Source organism: Aurantibacter sp., assembly GCF_039941195.1.
Classification (GTDB): Bacteria; Bacteroidota; Bacteroidia; order Flavobacteriales; family Flavobacteriaceae; genus Aurantibacter_A.
Genome location: NZ_JBDVFA010000086.1, coordinates 1 through 11,853, shown reverse-complemented (window position 1 = coordinate 11,853; position 11,853 = coordinate 1). Strand labels below are relative to the sequence as shown.

The window sequence follows — 11,853 nt, the reverse complement described above, 5'->3', positions numbered from 1 at the left end:
GAGGTCTTACTCAATTCATTTTTAAGTACTATCAAAAAAGGGAATAACAAACATAGAAAGTGGTATAAGTACAATTTCTATTGAAGAATTATATCATGTTATTACCGGTAATAACCACAAACCTTTTCACAATTCGATTACTCCTAGTCCATTTCTTGAAATTGATGTCCAAATAAATTTAATGGCTGAAGGGGCAAAAGGTAGTGTATTCGTTTTTTAAAAAAGTAATCTTATTACCAATAATAAAAATACAGCCAAAAACGATTATAATATAAAACTAGCTAAATCATTAAAAATCAATAAAATATAAACATTTTTTTTTCGTTGATAAAAAGCCAATTGCAAACTAAAACCTTTTCTATTGTTTAAGGTAGCGACTATAAATATTGAAAAATGCGAAAAACAAGACTATTTTTTATTCTAATTGCACTGGTAACATTTGCATCTTGTAGTAAAGACAATACAGAAACAGACATTCCTGAAATACAAGACCCCATTAGCAACTTAGATGGGCCAATCGCAAAGCCTACTACTGGTTATGGGTCCGATGGTACATATATTGTGAGCAAAACATCTTTTGAGAATCCATTATTTGCAAATAAAAATGTAGAAATATTTCATCCTATGGATGTTACTACGAGTAACCCAACAATCTTTTATGCTCATCCTTTCGGTGGTAATAAAAGTGCTAATTACGATGGTTTATTTAATTTTTTGAGTTCTAAAGGCTATGTGGTAGTTTATGTTCCTTACCCAACTATAGGTGCAACTGTAGAGGAACGGTATAATACTTTATGGGCTGGTTTTGAAAAGGCGGTAACTGATTATCCAGAATTAATTGACACAACTAAAGTAGGCTTTGTCGGATTTTCATTTGGAGGTGGAGCATCCTTTGGGCTGGCCCATAAGGGATTTGTAGAAAAGGGATGGGGAGAAAACGGGCGTTTTATTTTTGCCATGGCACAATGGTATTCATATCAACTAACAGATATACAACTCATTAGTTTTCCTGAAAATACCAAACTTATTACTCAAGTTTATGAGGATGATGATATAAACGACCATAGAATGGCAATTGATATTTTTAATTCTATTAATATTTCGACTTCAGAAAAAGATTTTATAATGATTGAATCAGATGAAATAGATGGATATCAATTTACCACTGAGCATGCACTTTCTGAAACTTCTGATAAATTTGACGCTTACGATTATTACGGCATATATCGCATATTAGATGCGCTTATCGATTATTCTTTCAATGGTAATTTAAATGCCAAAGATATTGCACTGGGTGGAGGTTCTTCGGCACAAGTTACCATGCCCAAACATGGCACAGAGACTTTAACACCCTTATCCGTTACCGATAATCCAATGCCTATTCACGACCAAAGTTTTTATCAATTTCCTTGTGCAGACGATGCAAATCCACGGTCAATATGCAACTAAAAACACAAAGAGGTAGCAAAATATTTTCTTTTAATTTACTGATAAGAACAAGCTAAAAATTTTCTACTAGTTTTTTAGCTTCATTAAATTCCGCCATAAAATCTGAAACAATCTGAGCAGCAGGCTTAATTTCATGTAATAAAGCAGAAACTTGGCCGATTTCTAGTTCGCCTTCTTCCAGGTTTCCTTCGAACATACCTTTCTTAGCTCTGGCTCTACCTAACAGTTCTTTCAATTGTTCAACAGAAGCACCATTCGCATAAGCAGTTTGTACATCATCATAGAATTTATTTTTCAGCAATCGAACAGGAGCCAATTCTTTTAAAGTAAGTTGGGTATCGCCCTCTTTAGAATTAATTACTTCTTGTTTAAAAAGTTGATGCGAAGAAGCTTCATTACTGGCCACAAACCTACTACCAACTTGTACACCGTCTGCCCCTAAAACCATAGCCGCTAACATCGACTGTCCACTAGCTATACCACCTGCGGCTAGTATCGGAATAGTTATCTTTTCTTTAATCGCAGGAATCAAGACTAGAGTGGTAGTTTCGTCTCGTCCATTATGACCACCAGCCTCAAAACCTTCAGCAACAATTGCATCAACACCAGCTTCTTGAGCTTTTAAAGCGAATTTCACACTACTAACTACATGCACTACAGTAATTTCTTTTTCTTTTAAATAGGATGTCCATGTCTTTGGATTTCCTGCAGAAGTAAAAACTATTTTTACACCCATTTCAATAATGATATTCATTATTTCATCGAGGTCCGGATAGAGCATAGGAACATTTACTCCAAATGGTTTGCTAGTGGCATTTTGGCATTTTAGAATATGCTCACGCAAAACATCCGGATACATAGAACCCGCACCAATAAGTCCTAATCCTCCAGCATTTGAAACTGCTGAGGCCAAGCGCCAACCACTAGTCCAAATCATTCCACCCTGAATAATTGGATATTCAATATTAAACAAAAACGTACTTTTATTTTGCATTGATACTGTGTATAAAAAACCTAAGTTCTTATCTAAATGTTTTTCATGGTAGAGAATTAGGCTATAACTCCTGAACCCAATAATTCATCATTTTGGTACCAGGCAACAAATTGACCTTCTGTAATTGCTGATTGCTGGTTTTCAAAGTCAACATAAAGTCCACTTTCAATTTTATATAAAGTAGCTTTTTCAAGAGTTTGTCGGTAACGAATTCTAGCTAAAACTTCCATTTTTTCATCTACTTGTAGCGCCATATCAGGTCTAACCCAATGGATTTCTTCTTCATTAACAAATAATGTCTTGCGATACAAACCAGGATGCATTTTACCCTGACCAGTATAAATAACATTTTCATCAACATCTGTATCGATTACAAAAAGAGGTTCCTTAGTACCACCTACCGCCAAACCTTTGCGCTGACCTTTTGTAAAATAATGTGCACCTTGGTGCTCCCCTACTACCCTACCATCTTCAACATGATATATTGGCTTTTCAGAATTAAAGGCCAATTCTTGCTGTTTGTTTTCAAAGCTAGGAATCGTTTTATTGTATTGCGAATCATCTGAAGGGACTTCAACAATGACTCCTTTTTTTGGTTTTAATTTTTGTTGAAGAAAATCTGGCAAACGAACTTTACCAATAAAGCACAAGCCTTGGGAATCTTTTTTATCTGCTGTAATTAATTCGTTGTCCGCAGCAATTTTACGTACCTCTGGTTTCTGCAATTCTCCTATTGGAAATAGTGTTTTTGCTAATTGTTCTTGTGAAAGTTGACATAAGAAGTATGATTGATCTTTATTACCATCTTTACCAGCTAATAATTGATAAGTCGCTACACCATCTTCATTCGTCAAAATTCCTTTTCTACAATAATGCCCTGTAGCCACATAGTCTGCACCTAATTGAAGAGCTATTTTCATAAAAACATCAAACTTGATTTCACGATTGCATAATACATCTGGATTAGGAGTACGTCCCATTTCATATTCCTTGAACATATAATCTACAATACGTTCCTTGTATTCCTTACTTAAATCTACTGTTTGAAACGGAATACCAAGTTTTTCTGCTACAATTAATGCATCGTTACTATCTTCCAACCAAGGACATTCTTCCGAAATAGTAACCGAATCATCGTGCCAATTTTTCATAAAAAGGCCAATTACATCATAACCTTGTTCCTTTAAAAGATAGGCTGCAACGCTAGAATCCACTCCACCAGAAAGACCAACAACAACTTTTTTACTCATTACATTAAAATAGCTTACAAAAATACAAAATTCATATACAAACAGTTTATGAAGTTTACATAAGTAGTTGTCTGAATTAGTCGACTATACTTACAATCGACCATATATAATCTTTTTATTTATTTAAAATACTATGCCATTTCATTGCTACTGTTACAAACTTTTGTCTTTCACATTTAGTACTCCAAAATATTTTTGTCTAAGTTTTAATTTAAATAGTTGGACAAAAAGAAAATTTTTATATATTCGCATAAACATTTAAACAAATTGGCGTCATTAAAACATTTTACAACTGCGTGATTACACTTAAAAAATTGCTAAAAATTGAGATTATGCTAGAGGTACTACTTTATGAGCGCTGTCACTTGTTTGATATAATTAATTTAAAAACTATTGTTATGAAAAAGATTGTTTTATTAAAGAGTGCTTTTCTATTTGCTTTTTTAAGTTTACTAGTTTCGTCCTGTTCAAATAGTGACGATGACAACGTTATCATCCCTGAAGATGAAATGAATATTGTTGAGACTGCTCAAGAAACTGATATCTTATCGAGTTTGGTTGCTGCATTACTTAAGGCAGATGAAAACGATTACTCCAACCTCGTTGGCACATTAAGTGGTGCTGGCCCTTTTACTGTATTCGCTCCTACTAATGAAGCTTTCACTAATTTATTGAACGGATTAGATGGTTATGATTCATTAGAAGATTTCGATACTCCAGAGAAACAAGAATTATTAGCTTCTATTTTAACTTACCATGTTGTTGCAGCAAAAGCCGAATCAACAGATTTAAGTAACGGCCAAGCAATTACCACTGTTCAAGGTGAAGATCTAACTATAAATATTGACGGAGGCGTGTTTATTGCTGATGCCACTGATACTAATGCAGAAGTAATCAGTGCAGATATCCAAGCAAGTAATGGTGTAGTTCATGTTATAAACAAAGTTTTAATACCACAAGCCGTTTTAGACGCTTTAGAAACTGAAGCTGAGCTTAGTAATATCGTTGAAATTGCTGTTGCCACAGATGATTTAAGTTTATTAGTAGGAGCTTTGCAACAAGCAGATGCTGGTTTAGTAGATGTATTAAGTGGAATCGGTCCATTTACGGTATTCGCACCTACTAATGACGCTTTTATTGCCTTATTAGATTCTTTAGGAGATGACTATAATGGTTTGGCAGATTTCGATACAGATGAAGAAAAAGCGCTTTTAGTTAAAATATTGACCTATCATGTAGTTGGTAATGTAGCTGCTTTATCTACCGACCTCTCTGTGGGTCAAATGATAGAGACAGTGCAAGGTGAAGAAGTTACAATTAATATTGATGGAGGCGTATATATAGAAGATGCGACCGATATGAATGCCATGGTAATTATGGCTGATGTTATGGCAAGTAATGGTGTGGTTCACGTAATTGATAAGGTATTATTACCACAAGAAGTGTTGGATGCCTTGCAACCAAATATTGTTAGTCTTGCGCAATCTGTAGATGACTTAAGTTTATTAGTAGAAGCTTTAATTCAAGCAGATGCTGGTCTAGTAGAAGTATTAAGTGGAACCGGACCATTTACGGTATTCGCACCGACTAACGAAGCCTTCGGTAATTTACTTGAAGTTTTAGGAGATGAATACAATAGTCTAGCAGATTTTGATACTGAAAATGAAAAAGCAATACTGGCTAAAATTTTAACTTATCATGTAGTTTCCGGTGCAAAAGCACTTTCTACCGATTTGTCTGATGGCCAAGAAATTGAAACTGTCCAAGGTGCGAATGTTACCATCTCCATACATGATGATGTTTTTGTTAACGATGCCACAGCATCAATGGCCACCGTAATAATGGCTGATGTTACAGCAAGTAATGGAGTCGTGCACTTAATTGATAAAGTATTATTACCACAAGAAGTATTGGACTTGTTGGGTCATTAAGAAATTAAAATAGTGTTTGTCTAGCTCCCTTGTGCATATTTCCCTCGATGTACTTGGGAGCTATTTATTTGAAATAATATTTTTACACCTATTCTATGGTGTCAAAATTGAAAACAACATTTTAATAGCGGTTAGCATACAAAAATGAGTGCTTGACAACTAATAATTTATTTAAGGTCTAATAAGTTTCATATTGCAGTCCCAAATCTTACCAAACATAACCACTTGGTACTAAAAAGCCCCGATATTTGTATCAGGGCTTTTTTACTTTAAGTTGTACTAGCAACTATCTTTTGCCAGTTTTTTTCTGTTCTTCAGCCTGCTCCATCATTTCGCGCATTTTTTTCTGAAACTTATTTTCCTTCTTGGGTTTCTTCTTATTTTCTTGAATTTGAGCGTGTATTTTATCATTATCAATAATTACATTCTTGATAACCAGCATTATACCAATTGTAATTAGGTTAGAAATAAAGTAATACAAACTCAATCCACTTGCATAATTATTGAAGAAAATCAACATCATAAATGGCATTAAGTACATGATAAACTTCATATTTGGCATACCGGGTTGCTGTGGCATATTTTGTCCGGTTGTCATCATCATATAAAAGAATATCGCAATAGAAGCCAATATTGGGAACAAACTCATGTGATTACCATAAAAAGTAGAAATAACCGGAATGTGTGTGGTCCACTCAAAAATAGCATCGTAGGATGAAAGATCATCCGCCCATAAAAATGATTTTTGTCGTAGCGCGAACGAAGTTGGGAAAAACATGAATAATGCATAAAAAATAGGCATCTGCAGCAATGCGGGAACACAACCACTCATTGGACTAACCCCAGCCTTACCATATAATTTCATGGTTTCTTGCTGCTTTTTCATCGCGTTGTCCTTATACTTCTCCCCTAATTCCGTTATTTCAGGTTTTAATACCTTCATTTTTGCCTGAGACAAATATGATTTATATGTTACAGGTGACATTGCCAAACGAACAATTATGGTCATTAAAATAATAGCAATTCCTGCAGGTAAAAAGTTGCTTAGGAAGGAATAAAATGGTGTAAATACGTATCGGTTGATCCATCCGAAAATACCCCAACCCCAATATATAGTATCTTCTAACTCATATTGATCATGCTTTTTTAATACAGCAATATCTGTTGGTCCATAATACCAATTTAGGTTTTCTGATAACTCACCACCTTCTAATGCCAAAGGAATTGAAACATCAAAATCTTTGGTAAACTTAACATCTTTGCTTTCTTCTTCAACTAAGTTAATAGAACGAATTTCAGCAGTTTTAAAATTCTTCTTAGTCGCTAATATAGAAGTGAAAAAATGTTGTTTTAATGAAAGCCATTGCACATCTTCCTCAATATCGTCATCATCACCATTAGCAGATAAATAATCAATTTTACCATCTTCGTAGTTATACATCATTTCAGTATAACGGTTCTCGTACTTTACACTTTTACTATGTCTAATTCCTTTTAAAAACCATTCTAAAGCAATAGGTTTATCGCCTTTAATTACTCCGTTTAATCCTTGTGAACGTATCGTAAAGTCGACCATATAATCATCAGGCTTCATCTCATAACGATATTCTAAGAATTCATTAGTAGCAATTTTCGCCTTCATTGATAGTACCTGATTATCCCCGTTGTTTGTTAAACTTGGTTCAAAATAAAGGTCGTTGGTATTCAGTGTTCTATTATCGGATGTAGTAAATGTTAGCCCGAATGAAGCATTACCGTCTTTAACTAAATAAACTGGAATGGAATCATATGTATTAAACTGCACCATTTTTGCTTCTACAATCTGTCCACCTTTATTATTAACTTTTAATTGTAGCACATCATTTGCCAAAGTTGTGTTACCATCAGAAGGTTTTGTAAAACCAAAAGCACCTATTGCACTTTGATAGTTGGCAACAGCAGTTGAATCTTGAAGGTTATTTGCTGGCGTAACAGTAGTAGGAGATTGAACATTTTGCTCCGCACTTTTTTGTGCCTCAACCTGTTCTTGTTTTGCCTTTTCGGCTTCCAATTCTTCTGGGGTTGGCCTATTTTGGTAAAACATAAAAATAAGTATCCCAAAAATGAGCACAAAACCAATAATTGAATTTATGTCAAGCTTCTTTTCTTCCATCTAAAATTTTGATTCACCAAACAGATTGGCTTGGTTGATTTTTTTATAATGAGCAAATATATGTCCAAATGCTCACTTTATGCCAAAGTGGCATTGGTTTGTTTCAATTTCTGATTTAATGCAGCCTTAACAAACCCAACAAATAGTGGATGTGGATTAGCTACAGTACTTTTATATTCAGGGTGATATTGTACACCTACAAACCAAGGATGGTCTTTTAACTCTACAATTTCAACCAATCCAGTTTTTGTATTTATCCCGGTAGCTTTCATTCCTGCTGCTTCAATTTGCTCAAGGTAATCACTATTAAATTCGTAGCGATGACGGTGTCTTTCGGAAATATTTGCTTGATCACCATAAACTTGTGCTACTAAACTTCCTGGGGTAATTTCACAATCCCATGCCCCTAAACGCATAGTACCACCCTTATCTACAATATTTTTTTGCTCTTCCATTAAATTTATCACCGGGTTGGAAGTGCTTTCTAACATTTCAGTAGAATTGGCATCTTTAAGACCGAGTACATTTCTAGAAAACTCAATAACTGCCATTTGCATACCCAAACAAATACCTAAAAAGGGAATATTGTTTTCTCTGGTATACTTTACAGCTTCAATTTTACCTTCAATACCACGTTCGCCAAAACCAGGAGCTACTAAAATTCCGTTTAAGCCTCTTAACTTGTCCTTTAAATTATTTTCAGTTAAATATTCTGAATGTACCGAGCGAACATTTACCTTAACCTCATTTACTGCACCTGCATGTATAAAAGATTCTAAGATGGATTTATATGAATCTTGTAATTCAACATATTTACCAACAAGACCAATAGTTACCTCATGCTTTGGGTTTTTATGACGATGAACAAACTGATTCCAATTCGTTAAATCTGGTTTTTTAGAATCTGGTAAATCTAATTTTTTAAGAGTCACTTTATCCAAGCCTTCAGATAACATTAAATTAGGCACATCATAAATTGTAGAAGCATCGATAGATTGAATAACAGCCTCACGTTTTACATTGCAAAAAAGTGCTAGTTTATCCTTAATTTCTTCAGAAATATGGTGTTCTGTACGGCATACAAGAATATCAGCTTTAATACCACTTTCCATCAAAGTTTTAACAGAGTGTTGTGTAGGTTTAGTTTTCAATTCACCTGCAGCAGACAAAAAAGGCACTAAGGTTAAGTGAATAACAATACCGTTAGTATCACCTAGTTCCCATAATAACTGACGTACTGCTTCTATATAGGGTAGTGATTCTATATCACCAACAGTACCACCTATTTCAGTAATTACGATATCATATTCCCCACTATCACCCAATAATTGAACACGTTGTTTAATTTCATTGGTAATATGAGGTACCACTTGTACAGTTTTGCCTAAAAATTCACCCCTACGTTCTTTTTCTATAACACTTTGGTAAATTCTACCCGTAGTAACGTTATTTGCCTGTGAAGTTCTCACATTTAAAAAACGTTCATAATGGCCTAAATCTAAATCTGTCTCAGCTCCATCATCAGTAACATAACACTCGCCATGCTCATATGGATTTAAAGTACCTGGATCTACGTTTATATAAGGATCTAATTTTTGAATGGTGGTCTTATACCCCCTTGCTTGTAGTAATTTGGCAAGTGAAGCGGCGATTATACCTTTACCTAATGAAGAGGTAACTCCCCCCGTAACGAAAATGTATTTTGTTGCTGGCATTATAGCGTATTGGTTACGGGGCTCAAAGATACAACTTGAGCCGTAACTACCCAGTTATTCTCTAGGAAAATCTTTTTGAATCTTCCGAATTATTGGTTCAAGACCATTTACTTTAATTTCATACATGCTTTCTAATAAGGTACCTAGTTTGCCTGTTGGAAATCCTTTTTGTTTAAACCATACATAATATGGTTCGGGTAAATCAACTAATAATCGTCCTTTAAATTTCCCAAAGGGCATACGATAATGTGCCAATTCTATTAGTTTCTTATTATCGAAATTTACATCCATTTAGTTTCCTTATTAAAATTAAAACGGGCATTTAAATCTAAATAATTTATCTTTAAAAACCTTAAACACGACAAAATTATGAAACGAAGAACTTTTATAGGAACCTCCGCTGCTGCCTCTGTTGGGGTAATGGCTTGTAAAACTGCTAATGCAATGCCTACGAACAAAATTACAACCACTGAATTAAAAGGCAATATTAACCACAGTGTTTGTCGCTGGTGTTATAGCAAAATTCCTATGGAAGAATTTCTCAAAAATTTGAACGAATTAGGTATAAAAGCAATAGATTTAACTGGACCTGAAGATTGGCCTTTGATGAAAAAATACAATATTCATGCTTCCATGTGTTGGGGTGCTGGTAAAGGTATTTTAGAAGGTTGGAATGACCCCAAGTTACACGAAGAATTAATTGCAGATTATTTACGTGTAATTCCTTTAGTGGCAGAAGCAGGATTTACAAACCTCATTTGTTTTAGTGGAAATAGAAATGGCATGGACGACCAGATAGGTTTAAAGAATTGTGCAGAAGGATTAAAGAAAATAATGCCGGTTGCAGAAAAACATGGTGTGGTTATTCAAATGGAACTTTTAAATTCAAAAGTAGACCATGCCGATTATATGTGCGATCATACCGAATGGGGAGTGGAATTATGTAAGGCCATAGGTTCTGACAATTTTAAGCTATTGTATGATATATACCACATGCAAATAATGGAAGGTGATATTATAAGAAACATTCAAGATTACCACCAATATTTTGGTCATTACCACACTGGTGGAAATCCAGGTAGAAATGAAATTAACGATACACAAGAACTTTTTTACCCTGCAATAATGAAAGCAATTTTAGCTACAGGCTATAAAGGTTATGTTGCGCAAGAATTTATTCCTACTTGGGAAGACAAAATCGCAGCACTAAAAGAAGGTGTTACAATTTGCGACGTATAACATTTTTATATTTTTAACGTTTTAATAAAGCTTCTACAATTTGTAGCGGCTTTTTTTAATAGCATTATTGAGTAATTTCAATAAACATCTTCCCCCAAAGACATACCAATTAACCTATTTCAAACTATGAAAAAATCAATATCTATTTTTTTAATAGTGCTTACTATGGGCATTATTAATGGCTGTGTAAAGGAAGTAAAGGATGCATTAGACGATACTACACTCTCCTTACAATGTGCAAAAAGCGTTCAAGAATTTGACGAAAGAAATGAAGCTAATCCCGATCGCAGTTGTGATGAAGTAATAGCAGATATTAATGAGATTGAAAGAACCTGCAGTGATATTTTATCAGAAAGTACCAAGCAATCATTTGCTGATTTACGCGAACATTGTATTGATAATTAAATTCAAGAAATCTTAATTAGTATTATTCATTCAAAGCTTCATGAATAGTTTTGTTCCAGATTTCTTGTTGCTTAACATCACGTGAATAATTGGTTTCACGATCATATTTGTTCTGAAACGCATGTAAATCCTTATTGATTTCAACAAAAATAGCGCGTACCTTTTTCTTGATATTTGTATCATTTCTTACAGTTCTCAATTTTGCCCTAAATTTTCTTGCAAAAAGTTCGGTGATATCGAAGTGTAATTGTTCGTGACTTAAAATTACATCATTACATAAATCTGGCTTATGCCATGATTTATCAGGATAAAAAAGAGAACTAACTATAACCTCCAAACTAGATTCTCCATTACCAATAATGCTGCTTAAAGAATATGTTATTCCACTGGCCGTAGTTGCAGCAGCCCATTCCGTTTTTAGTGGACTACCTTTGTAATCTGCCCAAGTTAATTTTCGGTCTTTAGACCATAATAAAACGCGGTCTTCATCTTGTGCTTGAATTTGAGTACAAACTATAAAACAGAATACTAATAAAAACTTTAGTTTATCCAATTGAATTTAATTTGTCTATCAATATCTGGATGGAGGCTATAATGCACAGGACAAGTATTTGCAGTATGAATTAAGATTTTCCGCTCCTTTTCACCAGTAGCTGCTGGTAATTTTAAATCCACTTCAATTTTAGAAATACGACGAGGATTTGCAGACATATGTTTG

The 11,853-nt window shown here is 34.2% G+C and carries 10 protein-coding genes and 1 pseudogene; 4 read left to right on the top strand and 7 right to left on the bottom strand.

Translation table 11 applies throughout. The features are described 5' to 3' along the window. Positions 1–393 precede the first annotated feature (393 nt). Positions 394–1,449 (top strand): alpha/beta hydrolase, encoded by a 1,056-nt coding sequence (locus ABJF52_RS14475; RefSeq protein ID WP_348151702.1) that lies wholly within the window; start codon positions 394–396, stop codon positions 1,447–1,449. Positions 1,450–1,501: 52 nt separating this feature from the next. Here ABJF52_RS14475 and ABJF52_RS14470 read toward each other — a convergent pair whose 3' ends face one another. Both ABJF52_RS14470 and mnmA read right to left on the bottom strand, forming a co-directional pair. After that, positions 1,502–2,443: a nitronate monooxygenase gene (locus ABJF52_RS14470; RefSeq protein ID WP_348151699.1), complete on the bottom strand. Its 942-nt coding sequence runs from the start codon at positions 2,441–2,443 to the stop codon at positions 1,502–1,504. Between the two features lie 56 nt (positions 2,444–2,499). After that, a complete protein-coding gene (gene mnmA / locus ABJF52_RS14465; RefSeq protein ID WP_348151697.1) occupies positions 2,500–3,693 on the bottom strand; it encodes a tRNA 2-thiouridine(34) synthase MnmA in 1,194 nt (397 codons plus the stop codon). 398 nt (positions 3,694–4,091) lie between these two features. Here mnmA and ABJF52_RS14460 point away from each other — a divergent pair, with 398 nt between their 5' ends. Next, positions 4,092–5,624, top strand: a complete 1,533-nt coding sequence (locus ABJF52_RS14460) for a fasciclin domain-containing protein (protein ID WP_348151695.1) — start codon at positions 4,092–4,094, stop codon at positions 5,622–5,624. Between the two features lie 286 nt (positions 5,625–5,910). Here ABJF52_RS14460 and yidC read toward each other — a convergent pair whose 3' ends face one another. The 3 genes from yidC to ABJF52_RS14445 all read right to left on the bottom strand — a co-directional run bounded on the left by yidC (position 5,911) and on the right by ABJF52_RS14445 (position 9,782). After that, on the bottom strand, positions 5,911–7,776 hold the full coding sequence (gene yidC, locus ABJF52_RS14455; RefSeq protein WP_348151693.1) for a membrane protein insertase YidC: 1,866 nt from the start codon (positions 7,774–7,776) through the stop codon (positions 5,911–5,913). Positions 7,777–7,853: 77 nt separating this feature from the next. Continuing rightward, positions 7,854–9,491, bottom strand: coding sequence for a CTP synthase (locus ABJF52_RS14450; RefSeq protein ID WP_348151690.1), 1,638 nt, complete (start codon positions 9,489–9,491; stop codon positions 7,854–7,856). A 54-nt stretch (positions 9,492–9,545) separates the two neighbouring features. Further along, complete coding sequence (locus ABJF52_RS14445) at positions 9,546–9,782, bottom strand: DUF3820 family protein (protein ID WP_348151687.1); 237 nt, start codon at positions 9,780–9,782, stop codon at positions 9,546–9,548. Between the two features lie 78 nt (positions 9,783–9,860). Between ABJF52_RS14445 and ABJF52_RS14440 the strand changes: the two genes are divergently transcribed. After that, positions 9,861–10,730, top strand: coding sequence for a TIM barrel protein (locus ABJF52_RS14440; protein WP_348151684.1), 870 nt, complete (start codon positions 9,861–9,863; stop codon positions 10,728–10,730). A gap of 126 nt (positions 10,731–10,856) precedes the next feature. After that, positions 10,857–11,135 carry a hypothetical protein gene (locus ABJF52_RS14435; RefSeq protein WP_348151681.1) on the top strand — a complete coding sequence of 93 codons (279 nt, stop codon included), beginning with the start codon at positions 10,857–10,859 and terminating at the stop codon, positions 11,133–11,135. A gap of 22 nt (positions 11,136–11,157) precedes the next feature. Here ABJF52_RS14435 and ABJF52_RS14430 read toward each other — a convergent pair whose 3' ends face one another. Together ABJF52_RS14430 and ABJF52_RS14425 are read right to left on the bottom strand one after the other, a co-directional pair. Further along, positions 11,158–11,688, bottom strand: a complete 531-nt coding sequence (locus ABJF52_RS14430) for a DUF922 domain-containing protein (RefSeq protein ID WP_348151679.1) — start codon at positions 11,686–11,688, stop codon at positions 11,158–11,160. Continuing rightward, a pseudogene (locus ABJF52_RS14425) lies at positions 11,676–11,853 on the bottom strand (OsmC family peroxiredoxin); the annotation flags it as partial. The pseudogene ABJF52_RS14425 and the gene ABJF52_RS14430, both read right to left, overlap by 13 nt.

Excerpts from the sequence above, each read along its gene's own strand:
- ABJF52_RS14475 (WP_348151702.1), top strand. The coding sequence starts at position 394 with ATGCGAAAAACAAGACTATTTTTTATTCTAATTGCACTGGTAACATTT.
- ABJF52_RS14470 (WP_348151699.1), bottom strand. The coding sequence starts at position 2,443 with ATGCAAAATAAAAGTACGTTTTTGTTTAATATTGAATATCCAATTATT.
- mnmA (WP_348151697.1), bottom strand. The coding sequence starts at position 3,693 with ATGAGTAAAAAAGTTGTTGTTGGTCTTTCTGGTGGAGTGGATTCTAGC.
- ABJF52_RS14460 (WP_348151695.1), top strand. The coding sequence starts at position 4,092 with ATGAAAAAGATTGTTTTATTAAAGAGTGCTTTTCTATTTGCTTTTTTA.
- yidC (WP_348151693.1), bottom strand. The coding sequence starts at position 7,776 with ATGGAAGAAAAGAAGCTTGACATAAATTCAATTATTGGTTTTGTGCTC.
- ABJF52_RS14450 (WP_348151690.1), bottom strand. The coding sequence starts at position 9,491 with ATGCCAGCAACAAAATACATTTTCGTTACGGGGGGAGTTACCTCTTCA.
- ABJF52_RS14445 (WP_348151687.1), bottom strand. The coding sequence starts at position 9,782 with ATGGATGTAAATTTCGATAATAAGAAACTAATAGAATTGGCACATTAT.
- ABJF52_RS14440 (WP_348151684.1), top strand. The coding sequence starts at position 9,861 with ATGAAACGAAGAACTTTTATAGGAACCTCCGCTGCTGCCTCTGTTGGG.
- ABJF52_RS14435 (WP_348151681.1), top strand. The coding sequence starts at position 10,857 with ATGAAAAAATCAATATCTATTTTTTTAATAGTGCTTACTATGGGCATT.